A 17,946-nucleotide genomic window follows, 5' to 3' on the forward strand; every position below is an offset into this window, starting at 1 on the left:
GCCCGCTTGCTCCCAATACCACTCAATCGACAAGGTTTAGACAAACGCAGGGCCCTGCCGCTCACAAGCATCACTCCGATTGGTGTCAAAGGAGAGCGGCAGCGTCCGCGCGGCGCTAAATCTCGATTTAGCGGTATTGCGTTTGCGCCCTACCGCTAAAAGTTCGTGGAACACAGGAACGCGACTCACACCGGAACGGGCACGGCCGGTTCATCGCTCTGATACTCTTCGCCGGCGTCTTCCGATTCGTGAACCAATCGCCCGCCGGCGCTCCAGTACAACGAGTACGTCACCGGAACCAGATACAGGACCACGACGGTGGCGAACAATTCTCCGAACGCGATGCTGGTCGCCATCGGGATCAAGATCTGCGCCTGGATCGACGACTCCATCAAGATCGGAACCAATCCTCCGATCGTTGTGATCGTGGTCAGCAAGACGGGGCGAAACCGTCGCACCCCCGATTCAGACAGCGCTTGACCGATCGGCATCCCGCCCCTGACGCGGGAATTGATAAAGTCGATCAACACGATCGAGTCGTTCACCACGATCCCGGTCAACGCGATGATTCCGTAAAAACTGAACAGCGTCAGCGGCAATCCCATCAACAGGTGCCCGACCACAGCACCGAGCGCCCCAAAGGGAATGATCAACATCACCAACAACGGCTGCACCGCGGACTTGAATTCGATCGCCAGCAAGATGTACATCACGAACAACGCCACACCAAACCCGCTGAACAAGCTGCCCATCGACTCCGCACGCCGCTCCTGCTGGCCCTCCCATCGCACTCGCACGTCGGGGTATTTGGCCAACAATCCCGGCATAAACTCCGCTTGCAGATCCGCGACAATCTCTTCCGCATTGCCGGTCTCCTCGTCCAAGTTGCTCGACACCGTGATCGACCTGGCCTGATCGATCCGATTGATTTCGGAATAGCTTCGCACCACATCGATCTCGGCCAGTTCCGTGATCGGGCGTTCCACTCCGTCACTCAGCCGCACCCGGACCTCGTCAAAGTTGGCCAACAACCGGCGATCGTCACGCGGATAGGTGACCATGATTTTGACTTCATGACGTCCGCGTTGAACCCGCATGACTTCTTCACCGTAGTAGGCCGCGCGCACGGTTTCGGCCAAATCCGCCGTCCGCACGCCCATCGCAAACGCTTCGGGTTTGACGCGAAAACGATATTCCCACTTGCCCGGCACCGAATCGTCCTTGATGTCATAAACGCCGGGATACTTGGCCAGTTTTTCCTTGCACTCGATCACCGCCGCTTCCAACTCAGCGACGCTTCGCGAGGGGCCGAGCAATTTAAATTCGATCGGCGTTCCCCCCGGTCCAAACGAACGGGTACCCAAGGTCAGTTCTTCGGTCCCCACGATCGTCCCGACCGCTTCTCGCCACTGGGCGACGATCGCTCGGCTGTGCACGCCGCGGCTTTCCGCATTGACCAGTTCCACTTCGACGCTGCCCTTGTGACCGCCGCCACCGGACGGCATGGGAGATCCACCGGGTCCGCCGCCTTGCACCGAGGCACCGACGACACGGTAGGACGTCTTTGCAATGGGTTGGCCCTTCTTTTCATAGCGATCGGCGATTCGCCAGAACGCATCCTCGACCTTCTTGGTCGCCGCGATCGTCACGCTTTCCGGTGTCCCGTCGGGAAATACCACGTTTGCACTGAGCGTGTTGCCGTCAACCCTGGGAAAAAAGTTAAATTGGATGATCCCCGATCGGTACAAACCGCCGGTCAAGATCAACGCCGCAAAACAGAGGGCGACTGCGATTGACCGATTGCCCAACGACCACTCCAGCGTCGGCTTGTAGATGCGGTCGATGTATCGGCCCAACAGCCACGTTGCCGCCACGTTCAGTTTTTGAGCGACAAACAGCAGCGGCCGAAAAACGTACAGAACGACGTGAAAGATCCGAAAAATGGTGCTGTCTTCGTGTGCCAGGTGACAGGGCAGAATCGTGATGCATTCGATCAGTGACACCAGCAAGATCGCGATGATCGCGGCCGGCATCACCGCCGTGAATTTCCCCATCGTCCCGCTGACGAACAGCAATGGTGCGAACGCGACCACGGTCGTCAACACGGCCGTCGTCACCGAAGGGATCACTTCCACCGTTCCATCGATTGCCGCTCGCATGTGAGACTTGCCCATCTGCCGGTGGGCGAAGACGTTTTCGCCCACGACAATCGCGTCATCGACCACGATGCCGAGCGCCATCACAAACGCGAACATCGAAATCAGATTCAACGTTTGCCCCGTCCAATACAAAAAGATCCCCGAGGCGAGGATGGCGAACGGGATTCCCAACGCCACCCAGAACGCCAACTTCGGATCCAAAAACAATAGCAACAGCGTAAAAACGATCAGCAATCCCTGTGCCCCGTTGTTGAGCAACAGATCCAGTCGGCCACGGACCTCGACCGATTCGTCGCTCCACGTCATCAGCTGATATCCGGTCGGTAATTCGGCCTGCTCGACATAACTCTTCACCGCGTCGATCATCACGAACAAGTCTTCCGAGGTGCTACGTTCGACCGACAGCGCCAACGCAGGTTGTCCATTGATCACGTTGATTGCCGTCGCGTCGGTGAACTCATCACGAACCGTGCCGAGGTCTGCAACGGTCAACACCGCACCACTGGACTCGGTGACCAGCGGCAACTCGGCCAATTCGTCGCCACTGGTACGACGATTGTTCCCACGCAGCAATACTTCCTGCGATTGGCTGCGAATCGAACCGGCCGGCAGCTCGCGGTTTTCCCGCCGTATGATTTCTGCCGTCTGACGCAGGGTCAGCCCATGAGCCCGAAGTGTCTGTTCGGGGATCTCGATGTCGATCTGGTAGTTGCGTGCGGCGAGGAAGTCGACTTGTGAAACCGATTCAATCGCCAGCAGGTCGTCGCGGACCCGCTCGGCGACCTCTCGCAAATCCAACTCCGCGGACGAAGAAAGCGTGTCGTCTTCGTTTCGGAGTGACCACTCAGGTGCTAACACGCCGACGCGAATCGAAGGTCGTCGATTGGTGACCAGCGTGACCACCGGGTCTTCGGCTTCCAACGGAAAACTGGGGATTCGATCGACTCCCGAGCGGACCTCGTCCAAGATGCGATCCGGAGAGCGTGCTCCGGGAACCAACTCCATCAACACCGTGCAGGAACCTTCCATCGCCACCGTCGTGACCTTTTTGATTCCTTCGATCGAACGAACCGCTTCCTCCACCTTCTGTCCGATCCCCTGTTCCGCTTCTTGCGGCGCCGCCCCGGGATACGGCACCGTCACCGTGATCCGGTCGAGTTCAAATTCGGGAAACGATTCACGGTGCATGGCCCGCAAGCAGAACCAGCCGACGATCATGATCGCGACCATACACAGATTGAGCGCGGCGCGATTGTTGATCGAGGCCTGGACGATGGACTTCATCATTGGGGCCGCCCTCCACGAGTCGAGCCGCCGGGACGTTTGCCTGCTGCGCCACCGTCTGCAGCTGCATTAGCCTTGCCACCCGGTGGTCCGCGTCGGCCCGCACCGGTCACCGCATCAGCCGACGTGCTGACCGGCATCCCTTCGACAGGTGTCGCCAGCGGTGACGTCACGATCAGATCGCCGGCGCGCAGTCCGCCGCTGCGCTGATAGGCGACGACGTGCTGTTCAGACGAATTGGCGATCGCAATCGATTTCTTGTGAAGCTTCCCCGATTCAACGATCCAGACCGCGTTGCCGGGCTGGATCGCCTGGTGGGGCAACCGGACCAACGGAATCGGCGGCGCCGCATGAATCCGCACTTTTACGAACATGCCCGTCATCAGCGTGGGCGGTTGCAGATTGACGCTATCGGCGGTGATTTCCGCGCCAAGACTTGGCGCATCGTCCGCTGTTGCGTCGTCGGTGACGGGATTCGAATTCGACGGCTTCGCCACCAAGGCTTCGGCACGCCTGGTCGATTCCATGTCGCCCAGCTTCATTACCGACGTCGGGTCATCGACGTGCACGCGACACGGCACCATGCGTGTTTGGGCATCCACGCCGGCCCCGTCATAACGATCAACAACGCCTCGCCACGCGTAGTCTTCTTCACCGAGTGAATAAATGACGGTGGCCGGGGTTTCGGGAAAATCGTAGCCGCGTTCATAGCCCTTGGCCGAGCCGTCCACCGAATCACTCTGCCACAACCAGTGCATCTGATGCATGTACAGTTTGCAGCTGACATCCAGCTGCGACGTGTCTTGCAGCACGACGACGGGACCTCCGGCTTGAACGTATCCGTCTTGCTCGACACTTTCGCTGACGACAACGCCGTCGATCGGTGAAACAATTTCGGTGCGGGTCAGATTCAATTTCGCCTTGTCCAGATTCGCCTGCACGAGTGCCTTGGCACTTTCCATTCGCAGCCGCCGTTGGATCAGCAAGTTCCGCTGATCGATTTGCGATTGCAGGGTATTGCGGGTCGTCAGCTCGGCCCGGCGTGCGCTGTCGACTTCCGTGTCGGACGCGGCACTGCGACGCATCAAATCTTCGCTGCGTTTCAACTGTCGAACATCGATCGCCAATTGCTGACGCGACGATTCGATCTGGTTATCCGACGAGGTGATTTCTGCATCCAGCTCCAAAAGCATCGCGTCGGCCTGAGCAAGCTCTTCGGTCAGACGCCGGACCTCAAGCTCGTAGTCGTCCGGTTCGATGCGCAGCAATACATCGCCTTTTTGGACCGTGCGGCCACTCCGACACGCTTCCGACTTGTACTCAACTCGACCCGAGATCTGAGCCGTGATATCGATCTCGCGGTATGGAACGACCACGCCATCGACGTCAAACGAGATGCCTTCGGTGTGTGCCACTGCGGGCTGGGCGACCACCAGCGGGGGAGGCGCCGGCACGGGTTCCTGGACCGGAACCTCGGGCGTCCCCATCAGAAAAAATCCGCCCACACCGGAGGCCAAAATGGCGATCGAAAGGAAGGTCTGCCCAAGAGCCGGAAACCATTTATTCATCAACGACACCCGAAGTATCTTCAAGCTGTAAACGCGGCGGTGCAATCGTGTTCGATTGAAACCCCACATGATAGCTCAAGTAGCGGACGTCCACGAATTTCACGTTCTAGCCCTCCCACCACGTCGCCCGCACCGACACAACGACATCGCGGGTGCAACCAGCCATCACCTCCTTCCCACCGATCTGCTACGCCAATCATTCCGCCCTGTATTATTCTGCCATCCCTTTTTCCCAACGCTGTGAAGCATTTTTTAGCGGTAGGGCGCGAGCCCTCCGGTGTTTCGGGAACGATGAGGGACCGGAGGGCTTGCGCCCTGCCGCTAACACCTCGTCAAACGCATGGAATAAATGCTTCACAGCGTTGCCTTTTTCCCCATCGTTCTGCCCGATCGCTCTCCCCCATCCCGGAAGAGGATCTACTACAATCATGCTCCCAAGAGCCAATGACCTGCCTCCGTTCCCCACCCGATGAAACCGTTTTTCATGCACAGCCTCGATTCCCGCGTGCGTCTCAGACGGATTGCACTGCTTGCCGTCCTGCTTTTGCTAACCGCTCCCACCACCGCAATCGCGGCTGACGAATCCGCAACACTCTCCTTGCTCGTTCGAACGATTCGCCAAACCGATCAAGACACCGTGCGGGCTTCGTTAATGAAAGGCATGCTGCGGGGGCTGGAAGGCCGACGAAACGTCCAAGCGCCGGAAGGATGGAGTGTGCTGGCGAAGGAATTGTCCCGTAGTGAAAATGCTTCGATTCGAGAATCCGCCAATCTCCTGTCACAGATTTTTGGCGACGCCGCGGCAACCGAGCGCGCACTGGCGACACTCCGGGATTCCAACGCGCCCGTGTCCGAGCGTCAGGCCGCGCTCGGCTCGTTGGTAACGCAGCGCGACGAGGGACTGGCCGACGAATTAGAAGAGTTGTTGGAGATCGACGCGCTTCGACTTGATGCGATTCGCGCCTACGGAGTCATCGCGAAACAAGACGCCCCCAAAATCCTGCTCGATCGCTACCCCGACGCCACTCCCGAAGCACAACGTGCCACGATCGAAACACTCGCGACGCGAAAAGCTTACGCGAAGGAATTAGTCCGCGGAATCAAAAACCAGGTCGTCCCCCGCGAACACATTCCCGCCTACATCGCCCGGTCCCTACGGGACATTCTCGGCAAGGAGTTTACGGAGGTCTACGGCGAGATTCCTGAACTGAATAAGAATACGAGTGAAACGATTGCGAAGTACAAGCGGTTGATCACCGATGACGCGTTAGCCAGTGCCGACGCGGGCCGTGGGCGCGTGGTGTTTCAGAAGACTTGTGGTGCCTGTCACTTGATGTACGGAACGGGCGGCAAAGTCGGACCAGACTTGACCGGATCCAATCGAGCCAATTTGGACTACTTTCTGTTAAACAGCGTCAATCCCAGCGGGGACGTCCCCGAAGGCTACCGAACCCAGTTGATCCAGACCGTGGATGGACGCGTGCTAACCGGAGTGTTGGCCGAAGAGGACAATCAACGTGTTGTGCTCAAGACGGTCGATCAGCCAAGGGTGGTGATCGCCAAAGAAGACATCGAAACCAGAAAGGTGTCCGACAAGTCCATGATGCCCGAAGGGCAGCTCGATCAACTGAGCCGCAAGGACCTGTTCGATCTAGTCAAATACATGCAAACGAAATCGCAAGTGGAGGCGGCCCAATGATCATCACAAAAACAATTTCAAGTCAGCAATTAAAACTCGATCAGCCGTCTGGCGTTAGCCGACGGGCCCACGCCCCAACGACACCGCTCCCAGGCATCTGCCTCTCATTGGCAATCCTGCTCTGTTTCCCAGCCGCCGTCACCGCTCAACAACTGCTGCCCAAACAACAGCACCGGACCAGCGACGCACCGTTTTTGAAACCGGACGAAGCGGTCAAAAAAATGTCGATCCCGAAAGGGTTTGACGTTTCGATCTATGCAGCCGAACCCGACTTGGCCGAACCGATCGCGTTCTGCTTCGATGACCGCGGCCGCTTGTGGGTGGTCGAAAATTTGAATTACCGCACCCGCCGCGAACACACCGACGACAAAGTCAGCCGGATTCAGATCCTGGAAGACACCAACAGCGATGGCGTCTTCGACAAGAAGAAAACCTTTGCCGACGACCTGACCTTCACCTCCGGAATCGCGGTCGGCTTCGGCGGCGTGTACGTGGGTTCGCCGCCGAATTTTAGTTTTATTCCCGACGCCGACGGTGATGATCGACCCGACGGACCGCCGCAAGTGCTGCTGGACGGCTGGGGCATCAACGACCGCCACGAAACGTTAAACAGTTTCATCTGGGGGCCGGACGGATGGCTGTATGGATGCCACGGGGTGTTCACTCAGTCGCGCGTGGGCCGTCCCGGCGAAAGTGATTCACGGCGTCAATTCATCGACGGCGGAATTTGGCGATTCCACCCGGTCACAAAAAAGTACGAGGTGTTTGCCCGTGGCCTCTCGAACCCTTGGGGTTTCGATTTTGATAAACACGGTCAAGGATTCGCCACTTGCTGCGTCATCCCGCACCTGTTTCACGTCGTCCAGGGCGGCGTCTACACCAAGCAAAGTCGTCCGCACATCAATCCGCATATCTATGATGACATCAAAACGATCCGCGATCACACGCACCTGTCCGCCCACGGCGGGGCAAGGTTTTATCTGGCCGATGCGTTTCCCGAGGAATATCACGACCGCCTGTTCATGTGCAACATCCACGAGCACTGCGTCCTGACCGACGTGATGGTGCCCAATGGTTCCAGCTTTATCGGCAAACATGGTGACGATTTCCTGCCCACCAACGATTTGGCCTGGGTCGGATTCAGTGTCGAGATCGGCCCCGAAGGCGGCGTCTACATTCTGGATTGGCACGACACCGACATCTGCGGCAATGCGATTAACTTTCCCCAAAGCGGACGCGTCTATCGGATCATGCCCGAAGGAGCGGCCCCCATTGACCGCCCCAATCTACGATCGCTCTCCGACAGTGAGTTGATCGCCATGCAATGGCATGCCAACGATTGGTACGTTCGCCAGGCGCGCGTGTTGTTGCATGCTCGGGCCGCCGCCGGAACGCTCGATCGATCAAACGCCAAGACGCAGTTGGTTCGGATGTTTCATCAGGCCGACACTTCGCCGAAACGATTGCGTGCCTTGTGGGCGGCCCACGTGACCGGTTCGGTGACACCTGAGGAACTGACGATGTTGCTCGATCATGGCGATCCCTATGTTCGCGCCTGGACGATCCAATTGTTGAGCGAGCAAACGACGGTCGACGCCTTCTTTCTGGCGGACGTCGAATCGTCACAGACCGGGTTGGACGCGACGGTTTTGAGAAAATTCGAATCGATGGCAGAACAGGATGAATCGCCCGTGGTACGGCTCTATTTGGCGTCTGCCGTCCAGCGTCTGCCGTACGCCGACCGCTGGCCGATCCTTCAGGCCTTGGCGATGCACGCCGAAGATGCAACAGATAACAACCTGGCACGGATGTACTGGTTCGCGCTCGAACCGATGGTGCCAGAATTCCCGGAACAGGCGTTGGCACTCGCGGTCAACGGAAAGCTTTCCAACTTGCAAGAGTTTGTGGCCAGACGATTGGCGACGGGAGATGTGGCTGAGGGATCGGACCCCGATTGGCAACGCGTGGTGGCGCGAGTCGCGCCGGGATTTGATGTCCGCAACGTCGGCGAGGGAGGCATCGTGCACCACAAAGTTTTCCGTAACCGATCGGCGATGCAGACGCATCCGAAAGATCGCAACCAGCCCTGTCGAATGATTCGCGATGTCAAAATTCCCGCAGGCAAAACGACGAGCTTGCAGATGCGCGTCAGCCATCACCCGCACGGCGATTGGCAATTGCGAGTCCTGGTAGGCAAAGACGTTCTCGCAGATCAGACGATCAGCTCAAGCACCGTTTCGCAGGACGAATGGCTGGACGTCCACGTCGATCTGTCCAAGTATGCCGGCAGCCAGATCCGTCTGGTTTTGGAGAACCGAGCCAACGACTGGCACAACGAATGGGCCTACTGGAACGAAGTCAAATTGGTCAGTCAATAACCAACCGCTTCACCCATCTGCCACCCCATCATTCTGCCACCATCATTCTGCCCCGAATCATTCTGCCAACTCCCATCCCCCGGAGTGAACCGCTCAAGCAGAACCAAAGATCGCAACACGCTCAAAACGACAACACCAGCTTACCGCTCGCGTCCGGCACCTTCGCCGACTTGGATCAGGACGTTGCTGGAATCGGGCAGCAAGTCGACTTCGGCGTTGGACTCGATCAGCGTGTCGACTTCCATGACCGTCAAGACGGTGTTCAAGATTTCGGGGTCGGCGGCGGCAATTTCGTTGAGCGCCTTGCCGACGATTTTGGGGCGTGACGCGGACGCTTCGGCCATTTTCTGTGACACCCGGAACGCGGTTTCACTCTTGATCAGACCGACGCGATTTTCTCCGTCCTGCTTCATCGCGCTGGTCACTTGAACCAGTCGTTTGACAACCTTCTCGGTGATGTTGTCGACCATCAGCCGATCGGTGAACGCGACTTTACGAATGTAAACCGATCCCAGCGTGTATCCCCATTTCTCTGACAACGGCGAGACCGTTTTGCGAACCGTCCGGCTGAGCGAATGACGGTCTTCGAGCATCTTTTCCATTTCCAAGTTACTGAGTGTGGAAATGGTCGAACTGGTCACGTTGGCTTGCAGCGAACCATCAGGATTGGCGTTGGTGAACAGATACGAAACCGGATCGGTCACCCGCATCTCGTACCAGATACCGACGCCCATCGGCGTGCCTTCTTCCGAATTGACCATCTGGCTCCGTAGGTAATGTTGACGAAGCGACGTGTCGACGACGTAGGACTTGCCGAAGAACGGCACCAGCAAGGCTCGAGGGCCGAACTTGAACACCGGGATCTGCAACCCCGGTTGGTCAAGTGTCCCGATCACCTTGCCGAACAAGGTAAAGACATGTGCCTTGCATTCGCCGACGCAGGCATAGAGCCCGAAGAAGCGTGCGAAGCCAAGCAGAATTGGAATCAACATCAAGCCGAAGATAAATCCGCCGCCGAACCATCCCATCGTATCACCCTATTAATAATCGTTGTGTTTTCAGTTTCGAATGCCAACCGGTACCAATCGTGTCTCAACCGCCGGTGTTTGCCTGGGTGGTCTGGATCACACGTCGGGCGACGGAGTAAAGCGGAATCCGGGCGTTCCGTAGATAGGCTTGCAGGCAGGACGAGCCACCTTCCTTTTTGATCTCGGTCAGCGTTTGGGCAAGTTCACGAAGGGGTGCGACCTCTGCTTGTGCGTTGTTCGTCGCGATCTCCACAGCCCGTGCACTCATTGTGATCTGCTGCTCGCTGTCGGCCCGCGCGGTGCTGAGGTCGGCGGCGACTTGGTTTCGCGTGCTGTTGATCGCCGACAACGCGCGATCGACTTCACCGGGAGGATCAATCTCGGTGATCAGTGCCGCGTCGAGTTCGATTCCATAGCGACCGGTCGTCGAACGGCATTGCTCTTCCATGTACTGATTCAGCAGCGGCAAGTTTTTTCGCAAGTCGTTGATCGAGACACCTTCGGACAGGTCGATCGCCGGTGACGTTTGCTCGCCTGCGTCTTCGTCGACATCCGCATCGACCAGCAGCGTTTGGCCCTTCGGATCCACGAAGTTCGCGACTCGCTCGCGAAGCACGCTGACGAAATAACCCATCACGTGCTCAAGCGGACTGGCCACGCCGAACAGGTAGGGATAGAGGTTGCTTTCGCTGATTCGATAGCGGAGTTGGCCGTTGATCCCGGTCGTCAGGTTGTCCTTCGTGACCGCTTCGATCGTGTCCTGGGCCTTCGAGGGGTCCCACGAAAGGTCGACCGCCTGAGTCGCGACGGAAACCTTGTGGACGTCCTGCCATGGCATTTTGAAATAGGGACCGCCGGGGCCAACGACACGGACTTGAGGGTATTCGTACCGTTGGTGTTCTTCGTCACTCAAGCCGTCAGAATCCGTGTCACCGCCGGTGACCTGCATCCCTTCTAATCGCTGAGCCTTCCCGAAACTCGTCACAATCGCCCTTTGATCGGGACTGACCGTGTAGAAACCGCCGACAATGCAGCGGAAGAAGCTGTAGATGATGATGCCCATCATCAGTCCGAGGATAAATGACATAGCCGTGCTTGGTGTGATTGGGCGAAAAGTGGGACCGGTACCTTGAGTCCAAAGATACCCCACGCTTAAGCGCGGGCGGGGCGTTCCTCCCCGCAACACCCAAAATGGGCCTCAACTCCCACCTTCAAGGGCGATTTTTTTCAGACAAGTCGACAATTCCACGCGTATTGTCCTGCCACCCCATCATTCTGCCTCCCATCGATTTCCTCCATTGTTTTGCCCAACACCATCCCTATCGACTAAAATCCGCCGACTACCTCCCCAATTCGAACGCCTCCCACCGACTCGACGATGCATTTACGCGCCCTCTTGTTCCCCTGTTTGGCTTTCTTCTTCGTTGTTTCCGTCGCGCCAACGTCGGCGGAATCCCCAATCATTGCCCCAGATGCGAAGGTGGTCAAAGTCGGCAGCGGCTACCAGTTCACCGAGGGTCCGACGGCAGACTCAAACGGCGACGTCTACTTCACCGACCAGCCGAACGATCGAATCGTGCGTTACGAATTCGCCAGCGGCACGACCACGGACTGGCTTTCGCCATGCGGCCGCAGCAACGGGCTGTACTTCGTCGCGCCGGGCCAGCTGATCGCCTGCGCCGACGGCAACAACGAACTGTGGCGTATCAACATCAAGGACAAGACTCATCAGGTGCTTGTCGGCCGACACGACGGTGTGCGATTCAATGGTCCCAACGACTGCTGGGTCGACAGTCGCGGCGCGATCTACTTCACCGATCCGCTCTACAAACGCCCCTATTGGACGCAAGAGATTCCTGCCGATAGCCCTCGCGGGGTCTATCGACTTTCACCCGACGGAACGCTTTCCCAAGTCGCCGGGGACTTCACCCAGCCCAACGGAATCATCGGCGACGACAAAAACAAGGTCCTATATGTCGCGGACATTGGCGCGCGCAAGACCTACAAGTTCCCGATCAAGGAAGACGGTTCGTTGGGCGAGCGATCATTGTTCTGCGAATCCGGCAGCGACGGAATGACGATCGACGAGCATCGAAACGTTTATTTGACGGGAAACCGAGGCGTCACCGTCTATGATCCTTCCGGCAACCTGATCGAGACCATTCCGGTCCGCAAAGGCTGGACGGCCAACGTCACCTTCGCCGGCCCCCACAACGACCACCTCTTCATCACCGCCGGCGACGCCGTCTACACCATCCAAATGGCCGTTCAGGGTTTATAACCCCACCACCTCTCCCAAATGGTGCCACCCACCATTCACTTCACCCCTCATCTAAATGGTGCCACCCACCATTTATTTGACTCTATTTCCCCACCGGGGTAGAATCGGTCCACCATTGCTTTCGGGGAGGAAGATGCCATGGGACGTCCGTTGCGTTCAGAGCAGGTTGCGGGTGATGAAGTGTCGATTGTCCATGCCGTTCAGCGGTGTGTCCGGCGCGCGTTCTTGGCGGGCGTCGACCGGGCGACGGGGAAGGATTATGGCTTCAGACGCGAGTGGATTCGGCGGCGGATGGAAGCCCTGGCGTCCGTGTTCGGTGTCGATGTGCTCTCCTATGCGGTGATGTCCAATCACCTGCATCTGATCCTCCGCAATCGGCCCGACGTCGTCGCCGCTTGGACCGATCAAGAGGTCGCCATCCGGTGGCTGAAAGTCTTCCCCGGACGTCGAATCGAAGAACACTTGGGCGAGCCGACCGAAAACGATGTACAAATGCTGGTCTCCGATCGGGAGCGTCTTGCCGAAGTACGGCGTCGGTTGTCGGATATCTCCTGGTTCATGCGTTCCCTGAGTGAGCCGATTGCGCGGATGGCTAACCGGCAAGACGAGTGCACCGGTCGATTCTGGGAAGGCCGATTCAAGCTGCAACGCATTACCGACGAGGCGGGATTGTTGGCGTGTGCAATGTACGTGGACCTCAATCCGGTTCGTGCCGCGCTGGCGGAATCGCCCGACCAGTCGGTGCACACGTCGGGCTACGATCGGATCAAGGCAGAGCAAGGCCAGCAGATCGACTCAGCCGCCTTTGACCTGGTTCCGATCACCACAAAACAGGCTGGCGAAGAGCGTCGCAACACGCCGGTCGATGAACTGCGTAACAAGAAGCGAGCGAAACGCAGGAACCCGACCGGCAAACGCATTCGTCGCGACGGTTGGCTGGCGCCGTTGACCCTGAATCGTTCGACACTTTCGAGCGATGCGGAGTTGAACCGCGAGGGTGTGCGGGCGAGCGACAAAGGGTTCTTGGGGATCAGCCTGACAGACTACACCAAACTGCTCCGTTGGACGGCGAAGCAAAGCGAAGAGGGAGCGGGACGCAAGGTCCCCCCGAGTCTGCAGAGACTGGTTTCTCGGTTAGGGATCGACTTGTCGATGTGGCGTGATCTGGTCTGGAACTTTCAACGTTACTTCGGCAATAGCTGCTGTGCGGGATCACCGAGCGGCATGACACAGTTTGCCGAGTCGAGCGGTCGCAAATGGGCCAAAGGGCACCGGCAAGTCGCCGAGTGCTTCGCTGCATAACGAAAATGTAATCAGCATTGCCAAGCATGCTGGCGCGACCAGTCGGCCAATCGACAGACACGTTTGGGGGCTCGCTGTGTGGGAAGCTGACAGCTTCGTGCAAAACCGATCCGCACTTCAAACTCCAGTTCGCTGTGATTCCCTCCGCAATGCCCCTGTCGCATTGTGGGGCCGGACGGTGTTCTCAAAGGACCGAGTGCACTCCCATAGACATGGTGAGTGGCACCAATCAAGTGAAATTCGTAATAGACATGGTGGGTGGCACCAATTGAGTGAAATTCGCAACACCTCCGGTCGTGTCGGGTCCGAAATCCCGACGGTGTCTACACCAACATGTCTTGGAGGACATGCGCCTTTTCCACTCCGGTCAAACGCACATCAAGTCCCTGGAATCGCACGCTCAGTCGCTCGTGATCGAGTCCCAACTGGTTCAAAATCGTGGCGTGAATGTCTCGCACGTGACACGGATTCTCGACCGGACCGAAACCGAACTCATCGGTCTCGCCGTAGACATAGCCTGGCTTGAATCCGCCGCCGGCGAACCACATCGTGAAGGCATCGATATGATGATTGCGCCCCGTCGACTGACGCACTTCTCCCATCGGCGTCCTTCCGAACTCACCGCCCCAGATGACGAGCGTTTCATCAAGCAAACCACGCTGCTTGAGGTCCGCAATCAAACCTGCAGTCGACTTGTCAATCTCTTCGCAAATCTTCGGTAGGTGTGTCTCCAGATTCTCCGTCGGTCCGCCGTGATGGTCCCAATTGGTGTGATACAACTGCACAAACCGAACACCGCGTTCGACCAACCGACGGGCGAGTAAACAGTTGCGTGCATAACTTGATTCGTTCGCATCCTTGATGCCATACAGCTCAAATGTCTCGGCCTTTTCGTCACTCGTGTCCATCAACTCCGGTGCACTCGATTGCATTCGGTACGCCATTTCGTAGGCATTGATGCGCGTTCCGATTTCCGGATCGCCGGTCGCCACAAGACGCTTGAGATTCAATTCTTTCAACGTGTCGACAAGTTGTCGTTGCTGGGTTTGGCTGACCGAATCAGGTGTTGAGAGATTTAAAATGGGTTCACCTTGATTTCGCAGCGGCACGCCCTGATAAGTGGTGGGCAACATACCGCTACTCCAATGAACCGCTCCACCGCGCGGGCCACGTGGACCACTCTGCAAAACAACGAATCCGGGCAGGTTGTCGCATTCGCTGCCCAACCCGTACGTCGTCCACGCCCCCAAACTCGGTCGACCGAACTGGCCGGTTCCCGTGTTCATGAACAGTTTTGCCGGCGCATGATTGAACAAATCGGTGCTGCATGTTTTCACAATACTCAGCTCGTCAACGATGCCGGCCGTATGCGGCAAGTATTCGCTGACCCAAATTCCGTTTTCGCCGTGCTGTTTAAATTTCGGTCGAAAGCCGAGCAGGTCCGTGCGATGACTGCTGCTCATGAACGCAAATCGCTTCCCCTTGGTGAAACTTTCGGGGATCGGTTGGCCACTGAGCTCGTTCAGTTTCGGCTTGTAGTCGAACGTTTCAAGCTGTGACGGCCCGCCGGCCATGAACAGAAAGATCACGCTCTTCACTTTCGGCGGAAAATGGGCCACGCGAGGCTCAAGTGGGTTCTTGATCGCTGCCATCGGATCGTTGCCGAGCGATTTGTCGGCCATCAACGACGCCAAGGCGATCGAACCAATCCCCATCGCGCAGTCACTGAAGAAATGGCGCCGCGTCGAGTCCTTAAGTTCGGATTCTTGCTGATGATGCATCTACTTATTCGCGATTGATGGTTTCGTCGAGGTTCAAGAGAGCCCGCGCCGCGCCGAGCGAATCGAGTCGTTCGAGCAGTTCCAGTTCATCCTGCGTCGGCTTGCGTGTGGTGCAGCGGATGAAGGCTGACTCGAGCCCTTCGTCTTCGATCCGCTTTTGCAAAGCCTGAGCGAATTCGTAGAACGCGGCGTCGTTGAGCAACGTGAGTGCTTGCAGTGGCGTATTACTGCGAATTCGCCGCGTGCAACTGCTTTGCCCGTCAGGAGCGTCGAACACATTGAGCGCCGGTGGTGGTGTGGCCCGATAGAGGAACGTGTACAGGCCACGACGATAGCGATCCTCTCCTTGACTGGCATTCCAACTGCGCCGCACTTGCCCCAACGACATCACTCCCTCGGGAATCGGCGGGAACACCGGGGGGCCACCTATCTTTGGAGTAAACAGACCACTGGCAACGAGTGCGACGTCGCGAACGATTTCGGCATCGATTCGCAATCGATTTTGCCTCGCCAGCAGTACATTGAGCGGATCGACCTCTTTCAAGTCGTCGCGAACCACCGAACTCTGGCGATAGGTTTTCGACATCACGATCTGGCGGTGCAGCTGCTTCATGCTCCAGCCGGACTCGCGAAAGAAAACGGCTAACCAGTCCAACAATTCCGGGTGCGAGGGCGACGTTCCCTGCAATCCAAAGTCGCTGTCGGTTTCGACGAGCCCACGGCCGAAATACTGTTGCCAAATTCGGTTCGCAATCACGCGAGACGTCAAAGGGTTCTCGTCAGCAACGATCCAACGAGCCAAATCCAGTCGTGTTGCCGACTCCTGATCGCTCTTGAGCGGATGCAGTACTGCAGGCGTCCCCGGTTGGACAGGCTCGGCAGGGCGAGTGAAGTCGCCTTTAATGAACACGGTTGTTTGTCGCGGCGTGGAGCGTTCGGACAGCACCATCGTCGAAACACCTTTCGCCAATTCTCGATCGATGGCCGCGATGCGAGCTTGCTTGGTTTTGATTTCGTCTAGCGAATCCAGCACACCGCTCGCTGCAAGGATCGCTAGCTTGTCGCTGAGTTTGCGTTTCCTCGCGTCCACACCGATGGCTTTTTGAACCTCTTTGGCAAGCTGTTGGTTGCCCTTGTCCTCGTCATCGACGGTTTGTTCCCAAGCGGCCACCGATTCGGCGTGCTCAGTCACAATGGTTTGCAACTCGCTTTCGATTCGCTTCTTCTCGGCTTGCAGCTTGGGTGCATCGACGTCGTCGGGATAGACCGTCAGCCTTGGTTCGTCTTGATTGTTCAAGAACGCAAACATTCGGTAGAAGTCTTTTTGCGTGATCGGGTCAAATTTATGGTCGTGGCACTGAGCACAGCCAATCGTCAAGCCAAGCCAAACGGTCCCCGTCGTGCCGACTCGATCAAAGATGCTGTCGACACGAAACTGTTCCGGATCAACGCCGCCTTCCTGATTGATTTGCGTGTTGCGGTGGAAGCCGGTCGCAATTTTTTGATCGGTCGTTGCCTGCGGCAGTAAATCACCGGCCAACTGTTCGATGGTGAATTGATCAAATGGCATGTCGTTGTTGATCGCGTCGATGACCCAGTCGCGGAACTTCCAGATCTCGCGTGGGCCGTCGATGGAATACCCGTGGCTGTCGGCATAGCGGGCCTGATCGAGCCACCATCGCCCCCAACGTTCTCCGTAGTGCGAACTCGCAAGCAGACGATTCACCAACGACTCGTAGGCAGCGTCCGAGTCGGTTTGAACCTCCCGTTCAAACGCTTGCACTTCTGCCAGGGTCGGCGGTAAGCCGGTGAGATCGAGACTGACTCGGCGAAGCAACGTTGCCGGGCTGGCAGGCGGTGACGGCGCGATCCCGTTTGCATCAAGTTTAGCCCGCACGAATCGATCGATCGGATGAGCCACTCCGTCGATGCTCGGCGGCATCGGTGCGGTCGGTGCCGTGAAGGCCCAATGCGTTTCGTACTCTGCCCCTTGCTCGATCCACTGACTCAGTTTTTCCTTTTGAGCAGCCGTCAACGTTCGTCCCGATTCGGGCGGAGGCATCATCTCATCATGATCTGTCGACGAAATCCGTTCGACGAGAAGGCTTGCCATCGGGTCGCCCGGGACAATCGCCCCACCGTCATCGATCGCCCCTTGGCGGGTATCTAGTCGCAAGTCCGCCTCGCGTGCATTGGCGTCGAACCCATGACAGGCAAAGCAGTTTTCCGACAAGATTGGCCGAATGTCGCGATCGAAACTCAACCTGTTTCCGACCGATGGCTCAGCTGCCGACTCGCCAACGAGAAAGCCGACAGAACAAATCGCGGCGAACAACGAAAGATTAAAGAACAGGCGATACATGAAGGCGGGATGACCTAAAACATAGGACGATCAAATGTGGGACTCCTCAGGTTAACCGAAACCCGACGCCATTGTCATCTCGCTTGAGAAAACTCCGTCCAGAT

The 17,946-nt window shown here is 57.6% G+C and carries 10 protein-coding genes; 4 read left to right on the top strand and 6 right to left on the bottom strand.

Features of this window, described 5'->3' with window-relative positions:
* Positions 1-185: 185 nt before the first annotated feature.
* Both TBK1r_RS07435 and TBK1r_RS07440 read right to left on the bottom strand, forming a co-directional pair.
* Positions 186-3,446, bottom strand: a complete 3,261-nt coding sequence (locus TBK1r_RS07435; protein ID WP_419581088.1) for an efflux RND transporter permease subunit — start codon at positions 3,444-3,446, stop codon at positions 186-188.
* Complete coding sequence (locus TBK1r_RS07440; protein ID WP_419581089.1) at positions 3,443-5,011, bottom strand: efflux RND transporter periplasmic adaptor subunit; 1,569 nt, start codon at positions 5,009-5,011, stop codon at positions 3,443-3,445. The genes TBK1r_RS07435 and TBK1r_RS07440 overlap by 4 nt, the downstream gene beginning before the upstream one ends.
* Positions 5,012-5,480: 469 nt before the next feature.
* Here TBK1r_RS07440 and TBK1r_RS07445 point away from each other — a divergent pair, with 469 nt between their 5' ends.
* On the top strand, positions 5,481-6,710 hold the full coding sequence (locus TBK1r_RS07445; protein WP_145208585.1) for a c-type cytochrome: 1,230 nt from the start codon (positions 5,481-5,483) through the stop codon (positions 6,708-6,710).
* Complete coding sequence (locus TBK1r_RS07450; RefSeq protein ID WP_145208587.1) at positions 6,707-9,088, top strand: PVC-type heme-binding CxxCH protein; 2,382 nt, start codon at positions 6,707-6,709, stop codon at positions 9,086-9,088. The genes TBK1r_RS07445 and TBK1r_RS07450 overlap by 4 nt, the downstream gene beginning before the upstream one ends.
* Before the next feature lie 140 nt (positions 9,089-9,228).
* Here the strand turns inward: TBK1r_RS07450 and TBK1r_RS07455 are convergent, their stop codons facing one another.
* Together TBK1r_RS07455 and TBK1r_RS07460 are read right to left on the bottom strand one after the other, a co-directional pair.
* A complete protein-coding gene (locus TBK1r_RS07455; RefSeq protein ID WP_145208589.1) occupies positions 9,229-10,116 on the bottom strand; it encodes an SPFH domain-containing protein in 888 nt (295 codons plus the stop codon).
* Positions 10,117-10,180: 64 nt separating this feature from the next.
* The gene (locus tag TBK1r_RS07460) at positions 10,181-11,203 is read right to left on the bottom strand and encodes an SPFH domain-containing protein (RefSeq protein ID WP_145208590.1); all 1,023 of its coding nucleotides are present in this window, start codon (positions 11,201-11,203) and stop codon (positions 10,181-10,183) included.
* A gap of 291 nt (positions 11,204-11,494) precedes the next feature.
* Here TBK1r_RS07460 and TBK1r_RS07465 point away from each other — a divergent pair, with 291 nt between their 5' ends.
* Both TBK1r_RS07465 and TBK1r_RS07470 read left to right on the top strand, forming a co-directional pair.
* Positions 11,495-12,397 carry an SMP-30/gluconolactonase/LRE family protein gene (locus TBK1r_RS07465; protein WP_145208591.1) on the top strand — a complete coding sequence of 301 codons (903 nt, stop codon included), beginning with the start codon at positions 11,495-11,497 and terminating at the stop codon, positions 12,395-12,397.
* A gap of 138 nt (positions 12,398-12,535) precedes the next feature.
* Positions 12,536-13,699 carry a transposase gene (locus TBK1r_RS07470; RefSeq protein WP_145208592.1) on the top strand — a complete coding sequence of 388 codons (1,164 nt, stop codon included), beginning with the start codon at positions 12,536-12,538 and terminating at the stop codon, positions 13,697-13,699.
* 323 nt (positions 13,700-14,022) lie between these two features.
* Here the strand turns inward: TBK1r_RS07470 and TBK1r_RS07475 are convergent, their stop codons facing one another.
* Entirely contained in the window at positions 14,023-15,480 is a 1,458-nt protein-coding gene (locus TBK1r_RS07475) for a DUF1501 domain-containing protein (RefSeq protein ID WP_145208593.1), read from the bottom strand.
* Positions 15,481-15,484: 4 nt separating this feature from the next.
* Positions 15,485-17,842, bottom strand: coding sequence for a PSD1 and planctomycete cytochrome C domain-containing protein (locus tag TBK1r_RS07480; RefSeq protein ID WP_145208594.1), 2,358 nt, complete (start codon positions 17,840-17,842; stop codon positions 15,485-15,487).
* Positions 17,843-17,946 lie beyond the last annotated feature (104 nt).

It is taken from the genome of Stieleria magnilauensis, assembly GCA_007753675.1.
Classification (GTDB): domain Bacteria; phylum Planctomycetota; class Planctomycetia; order Pirellulales; family Pirellulaceae; genus Stieleria; species Stieleria magnilauensis.

What these genes read in the sequence shown, in the direction of transcription:
- TBK1r_RS07435 (WP_419581088.1), bottom strand. Translation starts at nt 3,446, where the DNA reads ATGATGAAGTCCATCGTCCAGGCCTCGATCAACAATCGCGCCGCGCTC.
- TBK1r_RS07440 (WP_419581089.1), bottom strand. Translation starts at nt 5,011, where the DNA reads ATGAATAAATGGTTTCCGGCTCTTGGGCAGACCTTCCTTTCGATCGCC.
- TBK1r_RS07445 (WP_145208585.1), top strand. Translation starts at nt 5,481, where the DNA reads ATGAAACCGTTTTTCATGCACAGCCTCGATTCCCGCGTGCGTCTCAGA.
- TBK1r_RS07450 (WP_145208587.1), top strand. Translation starts at nt 6,707, where the DNA reads ATGATCATCACAAAAACAATTTCAAGTCAGCAATTAAAACTCGATCAG.
- TBK1r_RS07455 (WP_145208589.1), bottom strand. Translation starts at nt 10,116, where the DNA reads ATGGGATGGTTCGGCGGCGGATTTATCTTCGGCTTGATGTTGATTCCA.
- TBK1r_RS07460 (WP_145208590.1), bottom strand. Translation starts at nt 11,203, where the DNA reads ATGTCATTTATCCTCGGACTGATGATGGGCATCATCATCTACAGCTTC.
- TBK1r_RS07465 (WP_145208591.1), top strand. Translation starts at nt 11,495, where the DNA reads ATGCATTTACGCGCCCTCTTGTTCCCCTGTTTGGCTTTCTTCTTCGTT.
- TBK1r_RS07470 (WP_145208592.1), top strand. Translation starts at nt 12,536, where the DNA reads ATGGGACGTCCGTTGCGTTCAGAGCAGGTTGCGGGTGATGAAGTGTCG.
- TBK1r_RS07475 (WP_145208593.1), bottom strand. Translation starts at nt 15,480, where the DNA reads ATGCATCATCAGCAAGAATCCGAACTTAAGGACTCGACGCGGCGCCAT.
- TBK1r_RS07480 (WP_145208594.1), bottom strand. Translation starts at nt 17,842, where the DNA reads ATGTATCGCCTGTTCTTTAATCTTTCGTTGTTCGCCGCGATTTGTTCT.